This is a genomic window from Desulforamulus reducens MI-1 (assembly GCF_000016165.1).
Lineage (GTDB): Bacteria > Bacillota > Desulfotomaculia > Desulfotomaculales > Desulfotomaculaceae > Desulfotomaculum > Desulfotomaculum reducens.
In genome coordinates this window covers 249,460-269,165 of the sequence record NC_009253.1, presented here as the reverse complement: position 1 = coordinate 269,165, position 19,706 = coordinate 249,460, and the positions used below count along the sequence as shown (strand labels likewise).

Below are 19,706 nucleotides of genomic sequence, written 5' to 3'. Positions count from 1 at the left end.
TATATGCGTAATTTTATTCGCTAGTGACTAAATGGTTGTTTTTGACCTAAGACTGTAATATTAATGCAGAAAACCCTCCAATTTATCGTTGGCGGGTTTTCTATTCAGGGTGCAGGAATATACTGCCCCGGTTGCTGCCGAAAGGTTTCCAAAATCTCTTTATTTTTCTCATCAATTTTTTGATTTTCCCTTTCTTCCAGGTCTGCATAATATTTTATAATGCCCGCCGCAATACTCCAGGCCACTTTGCTTTGGTATAGGGGGTCCCGTAACAACTCATCTTCCTTTGGGTTAGTGATAAAACCAATCTCTACAATGGCTGCCGGCATCTTGGTTTTACGCAGGGCAAAATAATCCACCTGTTTGGCCTTGCGGTTTGTATTCTTTAATAGTGCTGCCATTTCTGACTGGACGCATTCCGCCAATCGTTTACTATCCTCTGAACCCGGTTGAGAAAAGACCTGAGCACCATGCTCCCTGGGGCTTGTATAGGCATTGCAGTGAACACTGATATACAAATCTGCTTTTCTTTCATTGGCCATATCTGTTCTACGGGTTAGATCCTGCTGCTTTTTACTTTTCCAACCCGAAGCTGAGCTGTCACTCAGGTCAACATCCGCTTCCCGGGTCATGATGATGGCTGCCCCCATTTGCCCCAATACAGCGGCTAACCTTTTAGAAACTTCTAAGTTTATTTCTTTCTCTGGAACGCCGCTTAGACCAATTTTTCCCGGGTCCCTGCCACCATGCCCGGGATCCACCACGATGGTTTTATTGGCCAGCACGTAGGACAGTGCTGTAATATTTTTTTCTTCTATCTTAACCAGGACCATTTGATATAGCTGAAAGAACAGAATACTAAGGGTAATAAACCCCAACACATAACGTTTTTTTATCCTAAAGGCCCTAATAACAGCCACGGCATACCCTCTCCTTTTAGTACAAGTTCTTTTCCTAAGGGAATGGTATGCCAATTATTTGGAAAATAGAAGCAGTATTGGAAAAAAATAAAGGAAGGCAAATGCCTTCCCAGGTTGTTGACAAAGCTAAAGGTTATAGGAATTAAATACAAGTACCCTGCAAAAAGAGATTTATATAAACGATTACGATTTCTTACAGCTCGGCGACTGCTTCAATTTCGCAAAGCACGCCCTTGGGCAACTCCTTTACAGCAACGCAACTGCGGGCAGGCTTCGAGATAAAATACCGTGCGTACACTTCGTTAAAGGCCGCAAAGTCGGCCATATCCACCAAAAAGCAGGTTGTTTTTACCACGTTTGCAAAGCCGATTCCGGCAGACTCCAGCAGAGCGCCCACGTTTTTGCAGCTCTGTTCCGCTTGCGCTGAAATGCCTTCTGGTACTTCGCCGTTGGCGGGATTTACCGGGATCTGGCCAGAGGTATACACCATACCATTGCTAATAAACCCTTGCGAATAAGGGCCAATTGCTCCTGGGGCATTAATAGTTTTAATTTCTTTCATGTTATCTCCTCCATTATCTCTTGCTCTGTGCCCCGCGCAAGCGCGGGGGCACATGAACGGTTTTCTATATGACATCTGTGCCTTTTTTGCGAAGCACCTTGCCGGTACGGCTACCGGTGTGTTTACCTTGAGCTACGGTCAGTGAGCCATTGATGATTACATATTCAATGCCTTCAGGATACTGCACAGGTTCGGTGTAGGTGCCCTTGTCAATGACCGTATCCGGGTTAAAGATGGTGATGTCGGCAAAGTAACCCTCACGAAGCTCGCCACGGTTTACAATATTAAAGGTAGTGGCGGGCTTCTTGGTCATCTTGTAAACAGCTTCTTCTAAGCTGAAGGTCTTTTCTTCCCGTACATACTTGCCAAGAATGCGGGGAAAGGCGCCAAATACACGGGGATGAGGCTTGCCGCCCAGCAGACCGTCGGTGCAGGCGTTCATTTCAGGGCGCTTCATAAAGAGCTGAACATGCTCTTCGGTGCCGTAGAAATCTACCATGCCAACGGCATTTTCTTCTTCCAGCAGCAGGTCGAAGGTCGCGTCGTAGGGATTTTTGCCGTGTAGCTCGCCCAGCTGAATCAGGTTAAGCCCGACCGCGTCTTTGTTTTTACTGGTTTTTACGTTGGTGACGAATATCTGATCTAGGCCGGCAAATTCCACAAAGTTGTCCCAGCCAGGGATGCCGTGTTCAATATCATAGACCATTTTTTGCCGAAGCTTGGGGTCGGCAAGGCGCTCCAGAACCCTATTGGTGCCGCCATCGTGCACCCAAGGAGGAAGGATCACGCCCAGCATGGTGCTGCCTGCAACATAGGGGTACTGGTCAAAGCTGACACGGATGCCTTCTTTTTGAGCTTTTTCCAGTAATTCAACAACTTTTTCAATCTTGTCCCAGTTTTTCTTGCCACAAACCTTAAAGTGGGAATAATGAATCTTAACCCCCGATTCACGACCAATCTTTATGACTTCATCCATCGAGTCCAGAATGGTATCTGCTTCACTGCGCTGGTGAATTACGAAGATACCATCGTATTCCGCCACGACCTTACACATTTCTATAATTTCTTTGGATTCCGAATAGGCGCAGGGCATGTAGATCAGGCCGGTGGAAAGGCCGACGGCGCCTGCCTCCATCTCACGGCGGGTGATTTGGCACATCTTTTTCAACTCTTCATCGTTGGGCAGGCGGTTTTCCAGACCCATGGCTTCCATGCGGATATTGCCGTGTGGCACCAGATAGCACTCGTTCAACCCGGGCCCCACCTCTTCAATCAGCTTGAGGTAGCCTTCGGTGGTTTCAAATTCCCAGTTAATGTTGTCGCTGTCACCATCCAGACCGGCAAGGTTTTTACGCCAGGGGCTGATGTACTCCACTGGCAGGGGTGCCATAGAAATACCGTCCTGCCCCAGAATTTCCGTGGTGATGCCCTGCATCACCTTGGGGGCCACCTCGGGGTTAATCAGAATCTGCAAGTCGCTGTGGCTGTGGGTGTCAATAAAGCCGGGGGCCACCACCAGACCGGTTGCGTCGATAACCAGGGCCCCATCCGCCGAAAGGCCTGTGCCGATGGCGGTAATACGGTCACCGTTCAGCAGTACATCCGCCTTATAGCTGGCAGCACCGCTTCCGTCTACAACCAGTCCGTTTTGAATGAGAGTTTTCATTGACTAGCTAACGCCTCCGTTTTCTATTTGCCATCCGGCAAGTAAGTCCTGAGTCCAAATATATTTAATCTTTTTCCGGATCAAAAAGAACTTCCTCACCAATATGCTGATTATACTTTTTAAGGGTAAAGGCTTTCATCAGGACATAATACAGAACAGCGCTGCACGCCAAGCCTGCGAAGAAGGCATAATCACCGCACAGCAGGCCAACGAAGAAGGAAACCACTATGGTAACCATCGCACTTATATTAAAACCGTTGGTATACTGGTATTGGCCTTCCGCCACATACAGATCCCTTACATTCAGCTTACACTTGCGGATGAGGAAATAGTCCACAAGCAGAATACCTATAATGGGCCCAAGCATCTGGGAAATCCATGCCTGCACCATAACCAAGAAGCCTCCTTGGCTCTGCAGTTTCCAGGGCATCATTCCCACAGATATTACGCCGCAAATCACCGCGCTCATCCAATATTTAAGCTTCGGGAAGATATTGAGCAGCACCAAAGTGGGGGGCAAAAGGTTGGCCGCAGTATTGGTGGACCACTGGGCAAACATAATAACCAAGAAACTTAAAATTAGTACTGTCTTACTCTGGAAAAGGTCGGGGATAACTTGATTCAAATCCCAGTAGCCGGAGGTAATACCTGTTACAACACCAACCAGCATGGTTCCGATGCCTACCATCATCAAGCCTACTACCTGTCCAATAATCGAGCGCTGGTTGCGGGCAAAAAAGCCTTTCTTCTCATAGCCATCCACACGCTTAATCTGACGGCTAAGGTCGCTGCCGTTCAGCGACATGGTAATCCAGCCACCGGCAATACCCGCAATGGCATAGGCCAGGGAATATTGGCCTTCGGCGGGTGTTGCCATAATATCTGGCAGTGTAATATTATATTTCTGCAGAGAAGCCACCAGAATAGCACCAAACATAATGGCTAGGCAGGGAATGGCGACCCAATCAAATTTGGCCATCGCGTGGAGTCCATACATGGTGTTAAAAATCTGGATAGCGGCAAAAAGAATAATCATCAGGGTCAGATTGCTAAACCCGGGGAAAATAATTCCTAGCATCTGGTTAATCGCTGACGCCCCAACCCAGGTCAGAAAACCAAACCAATACATGCCGGGGATGGCCCGAATAAGCCCCGCCACATAGGAACCCTTATAGCCAAAGGGAGCACGGGTGTACGCCGCAAAGGGAACACCATATTTAGTACCTATATCGCCCACCATGGCGGTTAAGGCAGTAACCAGACCGTAACCGATGGTCATCACAAAAATCATGGTCCATGGCGACAGTCCGCGTCCGCCATCGTAATATTGCGCGCCAAGGCTGAATGCAACCACGTTGATAGTCATGCCTGCCCAAAGAATGATGTAATCTGCCAGAGACATGGTGCGCTGAGCATCCGTGGTAGGCAGCAGCTCGCTGTTGCGCAAGACCTCATTGCTGTTTGCTGTCATAAATAGTTCCTCCCGTTCCTTCGTTCAACTTAGTCAAGACTATAGTGTTCAAGATAGTGGGGATCAATCTTTCTCTTGAGGAATCTGCCAGCACCCTTTTCACCTTTGAACTCGCCATTTTCCACAATAATCTTACCCTTTGAAATGGTCATTACAGGGAAGCCTGTAACCTTCATGCCTTCATGCAAACAGTAGCTGATGTTATTGTGCAAAACCTCCTTGCTAAGTACCACCTCCTTGTTCAGGTCAACCAGCACAATGTCCGCATCCGAGCCGGGGGCGATAATGCCCTTATGAGGATAGCATCCATATACCTTAGCAATGTTAGTGCTGGTAAGGGCACAGAGCTTATTAATGGAAATTCTGCCTTTGTTGACTCCTTCGCTCAACAGGATGGGAAGTCGGATTTCCAGCCCGCTTAAACCGTTGACCACTTTGGTGAAATCCTGCTTCCAGCTGCCGTCAGGGTTTTTCTCCAGGAACATGGATTTTTCATCAACATCAAATGTGCAGTCATCCGAGCCGGTCAGAAGAATGGTGCCATCCTCTAAGCCCTTCCAAAGATTTTCCGCCTCTTCGGGGGTGCGCAGCGGAGGCGAGCAAATTGCCAAATGCCCGTTTTCTCCTTCGTAGAGGTCATCAAACAATGTCAGATAGTGCGGGCCGGTTTCCACGTAAAGAGGAATATCTTTGGCTTGCGCGCGCCGGGCGGTGCCCAAAGCCTCACCGTTAGTCGTATGAACAACAATCAGCCCATTGCCGACATATTCGGCAAAATATACTGCCCGGGCAAATGCCTCCGCTTCGCAAAGCACCGGCTTGCATTTGGCAAAATTGACCCAGTTCATGTCGCCGGCTTGTCTGCATTTTTCAATGTTGGTTTCTGCAATGGCGTTGCTTTCACAGTGCACCATAGGCAGTCCGCCCACCTCTTTTGCCTTTTGAAATACTTTCAGCATGGTTTCATCGTCGCTCATGACACCTTCTTTTTTATAAGTCATGAACATTTTAAAGGTTGGAATACCGGCGTTGGCCATTTTTTCAATATCTGAAATGGCCTCGGGGGTAGACTCAACAAATTTGCCATGCACGCTGTAGTCAATGGCGGATTCGCTCATTTCCTCCGCCCGTGCCAGAGCCTGCGTGTAAGGGGACTGCCCGCGGCCCATGTTGGCAAAATCCATAAACGTAGTGACGCCGCCAAATGCCCCAGAAATGCTCTGCTCAAAAAAGGTGTTGGCACCAAGACATCCCTGAAAGGGTGCCTGACAATGCATGTGCGCCTCAATCACGCCAGGCATCACATACTTGCCCGTTGCGTCTACAACCGAAGCTGCTTCACTTGCATTAAAATGGCCCAGCGCGGCGATCTTGCCGTCTTTCACAGCGACGTCGCATTCCACTGTGGATGAGGGAGACACAACCTTACCATTTTTAATGATGAGATCAAACATGGCTTTTGCTCCTTTCAAATTTTATAATGCTTATTTCAGCAGTGCCTGCATTACGCCATAGTAACAGTCTGTCACCTTGGTAAGCTGATCGATTTCGATATGTTCGTCTACTGTGTGCGCCAGATTTTCTTTAGAAGGACCAAGGCCAAAGGTCTTGATTCCGGCTTCGCCTGCATAATGGCTGCCGTTGGTACAAAAGTTATACTGAGTAATAGAAGGATTGTAGCCCATCTCTTTCAACTGACTAAAGACACTCTGCACAAAATCAGAATTTTCTTCATACAGCCAGCCAGGAAAGAACCGTTTGCCCTCAATCTCGTTGCCAGTATGACATTTTTCAACACCAACGGCATAGCTGACCGTTACCTTCAGTTCCGGGTCCTGAGCCATCAGCTGACCAAGAAGTTGCTGAATGGGGGCCAACACGCTTTCTTTGGTTTCACCCACCAGAAGGCGGCGGTCATAGGTGGCCCGGCAATACTCCGGCACAACCGAGGCGCCGGGATAGGGACTGCTCTTAATGTCGGTGAGCTCCAGAATGCCGTCACCCAGCACGGGATGATGGGGTGGCACAAGGGTGTGAATGGCCTCAATCACCTTGGCCATCTTGTAAACAGCGTTGACGCCTTTTTTAGGGTTGGCGCTGTGGCAGGGGATGCCAAAGGTTTCAATGACGATTTCAGCACGGCCGCGCTGTCCAATCTTTAGGTTCAGCTGGCTTGCTTCGCCGATGACTACATAGTCAGGCTGCACCAATTTGCTGATTTCGCGGGCAGCCACACCTTCAAAGCATTCTTCATGTACCACGCCGGCCACATAGATTTCACCGGCAAAGTCTTTGTTGGTGTCGTTTGCAAAATTGGCAGCGGCACAGGTCATGGCGGCAACAGCGCCCTTCATGTCGCTGGTTCCGCGGCCATAGATCTTGCCATCGTGAATTTCAGCTTCAAAAGGGGGATGCTGCCATTCTGCCGCATTGGTAACAGGCACGGTGTCAATGTGTCCGTCAAACAATAGCTTTTTGCCCGGCCGCTTGCCCTTGATGCAGCCAATAATGTTGCCGTAGCGGTCTACAGTGACTTCGTCAAAGCCCATGGCCTTCATATTCTCTTGCAGAACCTGAACTACACCCTGCTCTTCGCCGGAATAGCTCCGCTGGCGAATGAGTTTTTGGCACAGTTCCACCACAGTGGCTTTACGCTCTTTGCTCAACATAGATTTTTCCCTCCAGTATTTTATGGGGTTGGGTTTATTTTCCACTGGGAAATCTGCCGTCCCAGACAACAGCGCGGTAGTTTTCGCGGTCGGTATCACCTTCGGTGCTGAAGAAGAGTACGCGGGAGTTTTCGTCCAATTTCAGGGCCTCTTTGATGTGCTTCAGCTCGGGATTGGTCATGATTTCAGCTACACAGCCAAAGGTTGCGGCGCCGCTTTCACCCGAGATCACTCGCTCATCGCGGGCGGCGGGGTTGCCCAGAATACGCATACCCTTTGCGGCTGCATAGTCGGGGCAGGAAATAAAGTTGTCTGTGTAGTTTTTCAGAATCTCCCAGCCAATGCTGCATGGTTCGCCACAGGCCAAGCCAGCCATGATGGTATCCATTTGCCCAGTGACAAAGTGCAATTTGCCGTCGTTTGCTTCGGCGGTGCGATATAAGCAGTCGGCTTTGTTGGGTTCCACTACGGTCATGATGGGGCGTTCGTCGCCATACAGAGCAGAGAAGAAACCAATGATAGAAGCGGACATGGACCCTACACCGGCCTGTACAAAGATGTGTGTGGGTTTTTCATGAAGTTGCTCATAGGCTTCCAGCCCCATGGTGACATAGCCCTGCATGATCCAAGCGGGAATGTCCTCATACCCATCCCAGGCGGTATCCTGAACCATAATCCAACCTTTGTCTTCGGCCTGCTTGTTTGCAAAACGAACCGCATCGTCATAGTTCAGATCGGTGATGGAAGCCTCCGCCCCTTCTGCACGGATGTTTTCCAGACGTTCAATGGCGCTGCCCTTGGGCATGTAAACTACAGAATGCATTTTGAGCTGGTTGGCGGTCCATGCTACGCCACGCCCGTGGTTTCCATCGGTAGCAGTAACAAACGTCAGATCGCCAAGCTTTTCCCTTATCTCGGCAGAAACCATTCTTTTATAAGGCAGTTCGGCAATGTCCATACCCAGTTTTTTGGCCATATAGTTACCGATGGCAAAGCTGCCACCCAAAACCTTGAAGGCGTTCAGGCCAAAACGGTGAGATTCATCCTTTACATAAAGGGTACCAAGCCCTAAGGCCTGTGCAGTATTCTTCAGCTCAACAAGAGGGGTTTTTTGATAAACCGGAAAGCTGGCGTGAAAACTCTGCACCTTTTTCGCTTCTTCCAAGCTCAAAAATGATAAATCGGCTGTTTGTTGTTCGTCTCGCTTGTACGAAACCAACTTGAATAGTTCTTTCATAAGGTGATTTTATCCCTCCGTTAGCAATGTTTTTCTCTTCAACCCTTTATATAGCAAGCTTCGTGCCAATAATTTGTTTTATTGCAAAATAAATAAAAGAAATGCGACACATCAAAAAAAATGTCGCATTTTTGTTAAATTTAAAAATATTTTTTTCATGGCCATCTATTTAAATACCATCTAAATAGAGAGTGAAATAAGAAACACCAATTCTTAATTTGAGAAAATTCTCAAATTAAGAATTGGTGTTTCTTATTTTGAGAACTCCTCTGTCTTTCGGTACAGGGTGGCCAGGCTGATGCCCAAGCTTTTGGCAGCGCTCTTTTTGCCTTGGGTGCTTTCGCCAAACAGCTGTAAAGCCTTCTGGATTTCACGGCGCTCCACTTCTTTTAACGGCAGGACGGTTTGCGCATCGGTTGGCGGTAAAGAACCTTCTGCCGGGTTGGCACTCCAATCATGTTTGTATGCCGCTCTCCTCTGGTGCTCTAAGAAATCTCTTGGCAGGGTATCTAAATCCAAAATGCCTTCTTCATCGCTCATGTTGACCATAAATTCAATCGTGTTTTCCAGTTCCCGTACATTCCCGTACCATGGATGTGCCAACAATGCATCCATCGTTTGAGGTGGAATTCTGCACTGGGATTTACCAAAACGGGTTGCATACCGCTGCGCGAACAGATTAGCCAGATCCGGAATATCCTTTTGTCGCTGCCGTAAAGGCAGGATGTTTAAAGGAATTACATTCAGGCGGTAATACAGGTCTTCACGGAATTTGCCGTCGGCAATCATTGATTTCAGGTCTTTATTGGTGGCGGCAATCACCCGTACATCCACGGGTATGAGCTGGTTCGAACCGATACGAACGATCTTTCTATCCTGTAGAATACGCAGCAACTTTGCCTGCAGATACAGCGGCATGTCCCCAATTTCGTCTAAAAAGACGATGCCGTGGTTGGCTAATTCAAACTTGCCGATTCTTCCGTTGGGATCTGCCCCGGTAAAGGCGCCTTTCACATAGCCAAACAGCTCCGACTCCAACAAGCTTTCTGGGATGGCCGCACAGTTGAGTGCAACAAACTGCTGGTCACGGCGGTTGCCGGCCCGCCAAATAGCGGTGGCAGCCACCTCTTTGCCGGTGCCGCTTTCCCCGGTGATCAATACGGTGGAGGCACTGTTGGCTACCTTTTCAATTTCCATGCGTAAAGCAGCGGTTTCTTCGCTGCTGCCTATTATGTTGCCGGTGGAAATTGCGGCCGTCAAGGCATACATCTTTTGATGCAGATTTTTAGAACGGGTGAATACCAGAACCTCCGCATAGCTTTCATCCACCTTAAAGGGGATATAAATTTCACCTAATATATATGTTTTCTTCTCCGCTACAGAGAGAAGGTATTCACTTTGGCCATTGATTTTATCCCGGGTGGGGGTTAATTTCACCTGGCTTCCTTCTAATATTTCCAGCTTCAGCTGCTTACGTGCTTCATAGTTTGCAAGGGTGATTGTGCGGTCGCTGCCCAAAATCAAAATGCCCTGCTCCATGTGGTCGATGGTGCAGGACAATGCTGACAGCATCGACTCCTGTTTCTTTTGGTCAATTCGTTCGGTGGCTTTCGCTGCAATAAAGTTGGCAATTTGCTCAATGAGGCCAAGGTAGGTCCCCTCGTCCTGCAAAATAGTGTTTCTATGCCACTCGCTGGAACCCACCAAGCCGATTACCCCGATGGTTTTTCCTCGGGCAAGAATGGGCATTGCAATTTCAATTTCCTCGGTACAGTTGTGCCGCTTGGGGCAGTCCTGACAGATGGGGTCACGGCCCGGCGTATAGATGATCTGCAGTTTGCCGGTTTTTAGAACCTGACGGTAAGCGTATCCTTCCGCCGACATATCCATGTTTACAAAAGGGGCAAAAATCCCTGTCCCAGCTACGCGAAACAGATCGGCGTCCACTACCTCAACGTCAAAGTTTGAAATTTTGGCCATAATGGAGGCGTACTTTTCTACCGTTTCTTGAATCTCTAACAGAATACCAGCCATATGTCTCCTTTTCCGGTAGTACAATACTGGCTACCTTTCATTAACAAACTTATGATTTTGCATGTGCTAAATCCCTGCTCATAAAATGCATCGCCTTATTGAAATATGCAAAGATCAATTTTTATTTTACACATTTTATGGTGAACTGTATAGGGGGCAATGTAGCCCTCTACCTAGCAAAGAAATTTGATGGCAGCGGGCCTTTGTGTTCACTAATCAATTTTCCACATAAAAACATTAAATCATTTAGTAGACGCCTAAAAGGAAACCTCGTGTCCAAAAGTACACGAGGTTTTTCAACAGTCTGGAGAAGGCAAATGCCTTCCTTTTGTTTGCACAAATTAACGTTTGGAGAATTGAGGAGCACGACGGGCTTTCTTAAGACCGTATTTACGACGCTCTTTCATGCGAGGGTCACGGGTTAAGAAACCAGCACGTTTTAAAACAGGACGCAGGTTGGGGTCAGCTTGTACCAGAGCACGAGCAAGGCCATGTCTAGTTGCACCTGCTTGACCACTTACACCACCGCCTACTACTTTAACCAGAACATCAAAACGTCCGGTAGTATTGGTTAATTCCAAAGGCTGGCGAACAACCATATCTAAAGTTTTACGACCAAAATAGTCTAATACTTCTTTATTGTTTACAACAACCTTGCCTTCGCCAGGAACCAGGTAAACTCTAGCCACGGCATTTTTACGACGGCCGGTTCCGTAAAACTGTACTTGTGCCACAATATTTCCTCCTTCCGGTACAGATCTTAAAAATTAAAAGTTCCACACTTCCGGCTTTTGAGCCTCATGGGAATGTTCACTGCCTACATAAACCTTCAGCTTTTTGAATTGCTGAGCTCCTAAACGGTTATGAGGCAGCATGCCTTTAATGGCTTTTTCCACAATTAACTCGGGACGCTTCTCCATCATGGTGCGGTAAGAAAATTCTTTCAAACCGCCAGGATATCCACTGTGCCGGGTGTACATCTTTTGATCCAATTTTTTACCGGTAAGGATTACCTTATCAGCATTAATAACAATTACATGGTCTCCGGTATCTACGTGGGGAGTAAACATAGGAGTGTGCTTACCACGCAGGATACGAGCAGCTTCTGCAGCAACACGACCAAGGGGCTTTCCTTCAGCATCTATGACATACCACTTCCGCTGTACATCAGCTGGCTTGGCCATAAACGTAGTCTTCATTTATCCGTTACCCTCCTTACAGCCTGTCGCCAGCTTACGATAACGGGGCGGGAATCGCAACTGGCCACACATAAGGATATTTTAATCCATACCTATAGCGGTGTCAAGTAGAAGGGCATTACTTTGTTCATTGGAAGGTATTTCTTTAAGGTATCTTCATCAACGGTAATCTGCCTTTTCAACAATTACCCCGTATTACATACATACCAATACTAGGAGCTCATGGCTCAAGGCTCACGGCTAGACCGAAAAGAATTACCCCAAACCTAATACTCCACTTCCATTAAACAAAGCCCCTGGGGTGGAGCAGTTGTGCCGGCAAGGGTACGGTTCTTGGACTCAATAATCTTCACCATATCCTCCGGTTTGATTTTGCCAAAGCCAATATTTAATAATGTACCCGTAATAATACGCACCATATTATACAGAAAGCCATTTCCTCTCAAATATAGGTTTATGACCGGCGCATCTTCAATAATGTCTGCCCGGTAGATGGTCCTGATTGTATCCTTAACCGGGGTTCCTTGGGCCTGAAAACTTTTAAAATCATAGGTGCCTAGCAGGTAAGCCGCTCCTTCTTGCATGGCGTTAACATCTAATCTTCTGGGTTCATGATAGCAATAGTACCGATGAAAGGGTGACATCACTCTGTGGTGATAGATTGAATAGCGGTAAGTCTTAGCCACTGCCGAAAATCGGGCGTGAAAGTCCATAGGTACCTCCTCTGCCTTCACCACCTTGATGTCCCCTGGCAGTAAAACATTCAGGGCTAAAGGGGCTTTTTCAGCTGGCACCGGCCATTTCTCACTGCGAAAATTAACCACCTGCCCTTGGGCATGCACGCCTGCATCGGTTCGTCCTGCCCCGATCACTTGAATAGGGGTTTGGGCGATGGTACTGAGGGCTTTTTCTAAAGCTTCCTGTATGGTTGCCAATCCGGTCCCCCGCTGCTCTTGAAAACCATGATAATTTGTACCATCATAGGCTAGGGTTAATTTAATATTTTTCATGAAGCCTTACCTCCGCTGAGTGACTAACATGGATAATTGGCAATGGCAAATATATGCTTAAAAAATCCCCTGCAGGATAATGCAGGGGAAAGTTTCTTTATTATTTTACTCAAGAAGCCAGAAAGAAGCAACCAAATTGCATTTACAAGAACTCAAGAATGTTTAATGTGTTCTATATTTCTCTGGCGTAATACGGTGGCTGGATCTTCCTAGTCCCTCTAGGGTTGTACTAATGCCTGTTTCAGTTGCCGGGTAAGGTTTGCCACTGGTTCCAGAGAATCCTCCTGATGGGTTTCCACTAATTTAACTAGGGCACTACCCACCACCACACCGTCACAATATTTGGCCACTTTGACCGCTTGTTCCGGGCTGGCAATGCCAAAGCCGGCCACCATAGGTAGTTCCGTAGCTTCTCGAACTTCCTTGGACAATTCTTCAATCTCTCCGGTGACATTTTGAGAGGTTCCTGTAATTCCTGTCACTGTCACACAGTAAACAAAGGCTTGGGCAGCAGCAGTGATTCTTGCTAAACGACGACGATTGGTGGTAGGGGCCACCAGTGGAATCAAAGCTAGACCTACCTGCCCTGCTGCCAGCAGCAATTCTGTAGATTCTTCCAGTGGCAAATCTGGCACTATCAATCCCGCTGCCCCGGCATTTGCGGCATCACGGCAAAATTCTAATAAGCCATATTGTAAAATGGGGTTATAGTAAGACATTAAGATTAAAGGAGCCAGAACTTGTTCTTTCACTTCTTTTACTAGCTCTAAAATAGCTGGTGGATTGGTTCCTTCCTTTAATGCCCTGGCCGATGCCCGCTGAATGACAGGCCCATCGGCTGAGGGATCCGAGAAGGGAATCCCTATTTCAATGATATCCGCTCCGGCCCTGTCCATGCTGCAAATAAGGCGACCCGTTGTCTTAAGATCCGGGTCTCCAGCAGTCACATAGGTTACCAAGGCCTTTTCATGTTTCTCCCGGACCTTGTTAAAAGTTGCATTTATTTTTTCTACCCCTGTCATACCAGTTCTTCCCCCATTCCCTCGGCAACTGTATGAACATCTTTATCTCCTCGCCCAGATAAACAAACCAGAATGTTGTGGCTATTGTCCAGTACCTTGGCTAATTTTACGGCCTCCACCAGTGCATGGGAACTCTCCAGGGCTGGCAGGATTCCTTCGGTTCGGCAAAGTAAATGGAAGGCCTCCAGGGCTTCTTTATCGGTGGCCACCGTGTAGCGGACTCTCCCAGCATCCCTTAGGTAGCTGTGCTCCGGACCAACCCCCGGATAATCCAGCCCCGCCGATATGGAATAAACCGAGTGAACTTGGCCGTGGGAGTCCTGCATTAAATAACTATAGGAGCCATGCAAAACCCCAGGCCGTCCAACTGTGAGAGGGGCTGCATGTTGCCCGGAAGACAACCCCAGCCCCCCTGCTTCTACCCCAACTAAATGGACTTCTTGATCTTCTAAGAATGGATAAAAAATACCCATGGAATTACTACCGCCACCTACACAGGCCACCACATAATCAGGCAGTCTGCCGGTTTTTTTGAGCATTTGTTCCCGGGCTTCTCGACCAATAATGGATTGGAAGTCCCTTACCATTTTAGGATAAGGGTGTGGTCCCGCCACCGAACCAATCACATAGAAAGTATTCCTTACATTTGTAACCCAGTCCCTCATGGCTTCATTCATAGCATCCTTTAATGTTCCAGTACCAGAACTGACCTTAACCACCTCTGCCCCCAGTAAGCGCATACGAAATACATTAAGGGCCTGGCGTCGGATGTCTTCTTCACCCATATAGACAACACATTGCATACCCAGCATGGCAGAAACCGTAGCGGTGGCCACACCATGCTGCCCCGCCCCGGTTTCTGCTACGATTCGTTTTTTACCCATCCGCCGGGCCAGCAGCAGTTGTCCGATGGTATTGTTAATTTTATGGGCGCCGGTATGATTTAGATCCTCTCTCTTCAGAAAAATCTTGGCTCCCCCGGTCCCCTCACTGAGGGCACGGGCAAAATAAATAGGAGATGGCCGTCCTACATAATCATTTAAATAATATGTTACCTCCTTTAAAAATTCTTCATCCTCACTGGCTGCCCCGTAAGCCTGGATTAGTTCTTCCAGTGCAGGCATCAGTGTTTCTGGCACGAAGGCACCACCGTAAGGGCCAAAATAACCTCTATGATCCGGTTGCATTGAAGCTCACCTCTCTGACTCTTTTTATAAAAGCTTTAATCAAAGGGATATCTTTTTGGCCCTTTACTTCCACCCCGCTGGAAACATCGACACCGTAGGGTCGAACATAGGCCACTGCACGTCCAACATTCTCGATATTCAGTCCTCCGGCCAGGATTAAGGGTTTATTTAGTTGAAGCCCTTCTAGCAAGTGCCAATTAAAGGTGCAGCCGTTTCCTCCGCTCTTTCCATTGACATAGGAATCCACCAGCAACGCACTGACTGGGAAGGCATTGGCTTCCTCCAGGCATTGCCTATTTCTGGCAGGTATTGCTTTAATACACCTGAATCCCAGATCTCGGCAGTAATCAGCACTTTCACCGCCATGTAGTTGAATCACATCCAAGCCACAAAAATGAGCAATCTGTTGTACTTCTTGCTGCGGCGTATCCACAAAGATACCCACTCTAGCGGTAAATGGAGGTAAAGCCTGACAGATTTCCCGGGCCTGTTCCGGTGTTACTCTTCTACTACTGCTGGCAAAGACTATGCCGATGGCGTCTGCCCCTGCCAGGGCAGCTGCTACTCCGATCTTTGGATCCTGAACACCACAAATTTTCACTCGAACCATATCAAGCTTCACCCCTTCCGCCTGCCACAACAATTTCCTGCACCTTTTTAGCAATATCCTGGGCGGTTACCAGAGCTTCTCCCACCAGAACCCCATGAACCCCCAGGGATTTTAGAAATTTTATATCCTCTTTTTGGGCAATACCACTTTCACTGACAATGGTAATATCCTCTATTTGTACCTGCTCCAGCAGTTTTGCGGTGGTTGCCAAATTGGTTTGAAAGGTGGAGAGATCCCGATTATTAATGCCAATCAACTTTGCATCCGTAGTCAGTACCCGTTGTAATTCCTCTTGGGTATGTACTTCCACCAATGCTTGCATACCAATTTCTCGGCATAACAAAAATAATTGACTAAGCTCGCCGGGGGTAAGCAGCCCGGCAATTAATAAAACTGCATCTGCTCCAGCCAGTCGGCTTTGATAAAGCTGCACAGGGTCAAGAATAAAATCTTTCCTTAGAAGGGGTAGGCTGCTTTGTTGCTTTATTTCCTCCAGATAAGTCAATTTTCCTAAGAAAAAGTTCTCATCTGTTAAAACTGATAACGCTGCAGCTCCATTGGACTGGTATATATGGGCCAGTTGGCGATGATCAAAGTTTGGGCAAAGCAGCCCCTTTGAAGGGGAGGCCTTCTTAATTTCTGCAATGAGGCTTACCTGTCCCTGATTATAAAGGGCCTTTCGAAAATCTCTGGCTGGGGGTAACTCCAAAATTTTCTTTTTCATGTGGGCTACATTGGCAGTAAGAAGTAGTTGCCGAATTTCTTCTCTTTTCTTTTCTTTAATTTTTTCCAGAATCAAAGGGCTGCGGACCTCCTCCCAACCAGTGTTTGGCTAAACTCCACCAAAAGATTTAACTTTTTCAAGGCATAGCCCTCATCAATAATTTGTTCCGCCAGCCGAATACCCATTGCCAAATCCCTTACCAATCCACCGGCTATCAGTCCCAAAGCTGCATTGATAATAATGGTGTCCCGTTGGGGGCCCGGTGCACCGCTTAGAATATTTTTTATCATTCTGGCATTCCTTTTGGCATCTCCCCCTGCCAGGGCTGAGATAGGTGCCCTGTCTAAGCCGTAATCCATGGGATCTATAATCATTTCCTTTACCTGATTGTCCTTCACTTCATACACCAGTGCCTCACCGGCTAAAGATATTTCATCCAGGCCACCGCACCCATGGATTACAAAGGATCGCTTGGTACCCAGGTTAGCCAACACCTGGGCTAAAACCGGGGCTAAGTCTGAAGAATAAACCCCTAGCACTTGGTTCTCCGCAAAGGCCGGATTGGTAAGAGGACCTAATATATTAAAAACCGTACGAATACCTATTTCCTTTCTAGGAGCTGCAGCGTATTTCATGGCTCCATGCAGGAGGGGTGCAAAAAGGAAGGCTATTCCAACTTGATCAAGGCAAAGCCCTGCTTCCTCCGGAGTTAACTGTACGAAAACGCCCAGTTGCTCCAGCACATCTGCACTGCCGCACTTGCTAGAAACAGAGCGATTGCCATGTTTGGCCACAGGCAGCCCCGCGCCGGCCAACACAAAGGCACAGGCCGTCGAAATATTAAAGGTATTGGCCCCGTCGCCACCTGTACCGCAGGTATCCACCAGATTCCTTCGCTTGGTCTGCACTCGAATAACCTTAGTACGCATGGTTCGTGCAAAACCTGTAATTTCTGGTACAGTTTCCCCCTTTAAATGCAGGGCTGTTAAAAGGCTGGCAATTTGGGCCTGAGTGGCCTTTCCTTCCATTACCTCTTGCATGGTTTCCATCGCCTCGGCCTCAGACAGGTTTATCCCTGCTACAACTTTTTGAATAGCTTCAGTAATCACTCATCTCTCCTCCTTCTCCACTCGTCTCAACTAACTCATGAACTCTGATTAATAAAATTGCTTAGTAAATCTTTACCACAGGTGGTTGCAATGGATTCCGGATGGAACTGGACTCCCTCCACCGGGTAATGCTGATGTCGAATTCCCATCACCTCACCCTCCTTCGTGCGGGCCGTGACCTTTAAACAGGTGGGTAAGCTCTTTTCTTCTACCGCCAGTGAATGATACCGTGCAGCAACAAATTGTTGGGGAATGTTACTGTAGAGACCTCTATTATCATGGCAAATAGCAGAAGTTTTGCCATGCATCAACCTTGCTGCTGGAACTACCCTTCCCCCCAGGGATTGGGCAATGACTTGATGCCCCAAACAAACCCCTAGAATAGGAAGTTTACCCACCAAATAGCGGACGGCCTCCTGGCAGATTCCTGCTTGCTCGGGTCGCCCCGGTCCCGGTGAAATAATTAAGCCCTTTATTTCAGGCGACAACAATTCTTTCAAGCTAACAGCATCGTTTCGATAAACCCTTACCTCTTGGCCTAATTCTCTAACTAACTGAACCAGGTTATAGGTAAAGGAATCATAGTTATCCAGTACAGCCAGCATAAAACCTCTCCCCCTCCTCATTGGTTGCTGCTAGTACTGCCGATGCCATGGCCCTGGCTTTATGCAGTGTTTCTTCATACTCCTTGGTTGGATCGGAATCTGCCACAATGCCGGCACCTGACTGTATGTATGCTTTGCCCTCCCGTAGGATGGCTGTGCGGATGATGATGGCTGTATCAAGGTTGCCGGCAAAGTCCACATAGCCTACGGCCCCGGCGTAGGGCCCCCTCGCTAGGGGTTCCAAATCGTCAATAATTTGCATGGCCCTGATTTTGGGAGCTCCGGTTACAGTACCTGCAGGAAAACAGGCTGCCAATACCCCAAGGCTGTTGTTAGCTTTCTCCATTTGCCCTTCCACATGGGAAACCAGATGCATCACATGGGAGTATCGTTCGACTTTCATGAATTGGCTAACCTTGACAGTGCCTGGCAAACAAACCCTACCCAAGTCATTACGTCCTAAATCTACCAACATCAAATGTTCTGCCCGTTCCTTTTCATCGGCCAGTAACTGCTCTGCCAGCAGGTTATCTTCTTCCCGCTGCTTTCCCCTTGGCCTGGTACCAGCAATGGGATGGGTGATTACTTGGTTGCCTTCCAGACGCACCAGCATTTCCGGTGAAGCCCCCACTAGGGAAAAGTCCCCAAAATCAAGATAATAGAGGTAGGGCGAAGGATTAATAGCGCGTAGTCTTCTGTATAGGTGAAGGGGTTGGCCGGAAAAGGGCAACGTAAACCGCTGTGATAATACCACCTGAAATATGTCGCCTGCCTGAATATGTTTTTTCGCTTTTTGGACAGCTTCTTCAAAATGTTCTTTGGTTATGGATGATTTTTCAGCTAAGAATTGATTTATTTGGTTCATTGGATATCCCTGGGCATTGGACTTGGGAGAATAGTTGATTTTTTCTTGCTGAAAAATTCTTTCTGCCACTCGGTCTATTTTTTTTATGGCTTCCCTGTAGGATTCCTCCGGAGATCCACTGAGAGGATGATTGGCAATAATTAATAACGTTCGCTTTACATGATCGAAGGCCAGCACCACTCCGGGAAACATAAGCTGGCAGATGGGTAAATTAAGTTCATCCTCCTTCTTATTGGGTAGGTGTTCCAGATGGCGTATCATGTCATAACCAAAATAACCCACCGCACCGGAAGTAAAGCGGGGCAAGCCAGATAATTCTGGTGTACGAAACCTGCTTAGGACCCCCTCCAGTGCCTGTAGTGGCCCCCCATGTAATCGAACCTTGCCAGCTAACCCCCTATACTCCGCTCGTCCTTGGTGAAATCGATAGCTTAAAAAACACTGGCAGCCAATAAAAGAATACCGGGCCAGGGTTATTCCCCCCTCAACACTCTCTAGTAAGAAGCTGGGGCCCATGGGCGCCAGTTTTTCGTAAACTGAAACTGGGGTTTCGGTGTCGGCCAGATACTCCCTGTAAACTGGAATTAAGTTATATTCTTCGGCTAATGAACGATACTCCGTAAAGGAAGGATTATACAAATCTCTCACCTCCATCATTCGACATTTTTTACGGGGGTCTGACCCCCAAAAAAATGCAAAAAACCGGCAGCTCGAAATATGAGCTCCGGTTTAAAAAAAGACATAGTTGTCCCGATCTCACTATTCTCAGCTATTCTCAACTCTTCTATTTAACTAAACTCATCTCAGCTATCTTAC

At 47.7% G+C, this 19,706-nt stretch carries 18 protein-coding genes; all 18 read right to left on the bottom strand.

The genetic code is table 11. From position 1 onward, the window contains the following. Window positions 1-104: 104 nt before the first annotated feature. Entirely contained in the window at window positions 105-920 is an 816-nt protein-coding gene (locus tag DRED_RS01430) for an N-acetylmuramoyl-L-alanine amidase family protein (protein WP_011876652.1), read from the bottom strand. 193 nt (window positions 921-1,113) lie between these two features. Next, window positions 1,114-1,482, bottom strand: a complete 369-nt coding sequence (locus tag DRED_RS01425; protein WP_011876651.1) for a RidA family protein — start codon at window positions 1,480-1,482, stop codon at window positions 1,114-1,116. A gap of 64 nt (window positions 1,483-1,546) precedes the next feature. Next, a complete protein-coding gene (locus DRED_RS01420) occupies window positions 1,547-3,148 on the bottom strand; it encodes an N-acyl-D-amino-acid deacylase family protein (protein ID WP_011876650.1) in 1,602 nt (533 codons plus the stop codon). Between the two features lie 64 nt (window positions 3,149-3,212). Beyond that, window positions 3,213-4,619, bottom strand: coding sequence for a cytosine permease (locus tag DRED_RS01415; RefSeq protein ID WP_011876649.1), 1,407 nt, complete (start codon window positions 4,617-4,619; stop codon window positions 3,213-3,215). Window positions 4,620-4,648: 29 nt separating this feature from the next. Beyond that, the gene (gene hydA / locus DRED_RS01410) at window positions 4,649-6,073 is read right to left on the bottom strand and encodes a dihydropyrimidinase (protein WP_011876648.1); all 1,425 of its coding nucleotides are present in this window, start codon (window positions 6,071-6,073) and stop codon (window positions 4,649-4,651) included. A gap of 30 nt (window positions 6,074-6,103) precedes the next feature. Next, on the bottom strand, window positions 6,104-7,288 hold the full coding sequence (locus tag DRED_RS01405; RefSeq protein WP_011876647.1) for a YgeY family selenium metabolism-linked hydrolase: 1,185 nt from the start codon (window positions 7,286-7,288) through the stop codon (window positions 6,104-6,106). A 34-nt stretch (window positions 7,289-7,322) separates the two neighbouring features. Continuing rightward, the gene (dpaL, locus tag DRED_RS01400; RefSeq protein ID WP_011876646.1) at window positions 7,323-8,525 is read right to left on the bottom strand and encodes a diaminopropionate ammonia-lyase; all 1,203 of its coding nucleotides are present in this window, start codon (window positions 8,523-8,525) and stop codon (window positions 7,323-7,325) included. 252 nt (window positions 8,526-8,777) lie between these two features. Beyond that, window positions 8,778-10,559: a sigma-54 interaction domain-containing protein gene (locus DRED_RS01395; protein ID WP_011876645.1), complete on the bottom strand. Its 1,782-nt coding sequence runs from the start codon at window positions 10,557-10,559 to the stop codon at window positions 8,778-8,780. A 341-nt stretch (window positions 10,560-10,900) separates the two neighbouring features. Further along, window positions 10,901-11,293, bottom strand: a complete 393-nt coding sequence (rpsI, locus tag DRED_RS01390; RefSeq protein ID WP_011876644.1) for a 30S ribosomal protein S9 — start codon at window positions 11,291-11,293, stop codon at window positions 10,901-10,903. A gap of 33 nt (window positions 11,294-11,326) precedes the next feature. Beyond that, entirely contained in the window at window positions 11,327-11,758 is a 432-nt protein-coding gene (gene rplM / locus DRED_RS01385) for a 50S ribosomal protein L13 (RefSeq protein ID WP_011876643.1), read from the bottom strand. A gap of 266 nt (window positions 11,759-12,024) precedes the next feature. Next, window positions 12,025-12,768: a tRNA pseudouridine(38-40) synthase TruA gene (gene truA / locus DRED_RS01380; RefSeq protein ID WP_011876642.1), complete on the bottom strand. Its 744-nt coding sequence runs from the start codon at window positions 12,766-12,768 to the stop codon at window positions 12,025-12,027. Window positions 12,769-12,986: 218 nt separating this feature from the next. Next, complete coding sequence (trpA, locus tag DRED_RS01375; protein WP_011876641.1) at window positions 12,987-13,790, bottom strand: tryptophan synthase subunit alpha; 804 nt, start codon at window positions 13,788-13,790, stop codon at window positions 12,987-12,989. Continuing rightward, the gene (gene trpB / locus DRED_RS01370; protein ID WP_011876640.1) at window positions 13,787-14,977 is read right to left on the bottom strand and encodes a tryptophan synthase subunit beta; all 1,191 of its coding nucleotides are present in this window, start codon (window positions 14,975-14,977) and stop codon (window positions 13,787-13,789) included. Before trpB ends, trpA begins: the two co-directional genes overlap by 4 nt. Then, window positions 14,961-15,599: a phosphoribosylanthranilate isomerase gene (locus tag DRED_RS01365; RefSeq protein ID WP_238442555.1), complete on the bottom strand. Its 639-nt coding sequence runs from the start codon at window positions 15,597-15,599 to the stop codon at window positions 14,961-14,963. Before DRED_RS01365 ends, trpB begins: the two co-directional genes overlap by 17 nt. Further along, a complete protein-coding gene (trpC, locus tag DRED_RS01360; protein ID WP_011876638.1) occupies window positions 15,589-16,386 on the bottom strand; it encodes an indole-3-glycerol phosphate synthase TrpC in 798 nt (265 codons plus the stop codon). Before trpC ends, DRED_RS01365 begins: the two co-directional genes overlap by 11 nt. Beyond that, window positions 16,383-17,420, bottom strand: coding sequence for an anthranilate phosphoribosyltransferase (gene trpD / locus DRED_RS01355; protein WP_011876637.1), 1,038 nt, complete (start codon window positions 17,418-17,420; stop codon window positions 16,383-16,385). The genes trpC and trpD overlap by 4 nt, the downstream gene beginning before the upstream one ends. Window positions 17,421-17,455: 35 nt before the next feature. Beyond that, complete coding sequence (locus tag DRED_RS01350; RefSeq protein WP_011876636.1) at window positions 17,456-18,025, bottom strand: anthranilate synthase component II; 570 nt, start codon at window positions 18,023-18,025, stop codon at window positions 17,456-17,458. After that, the gene (gene trpE, locus DRED_RS01345; RefSeq protein ID WP_476580509.1) at window positions 18,006-19,547 is read right to left on the bottom strand and encodes an anthranilate synthase component I; all 1,542 of its coding nucleotides are present in this window, start codon (window positions 19,545-19,547) and stop codon (window positions 18,006-18,008) included. The genes DRED_RS01350 and trpE overlap by 20 nt, the downstream gene beginning before the upstream one ends. Between the last annotated feature and the right edge of the window lie 159 nt (window positions 19,548-19,706).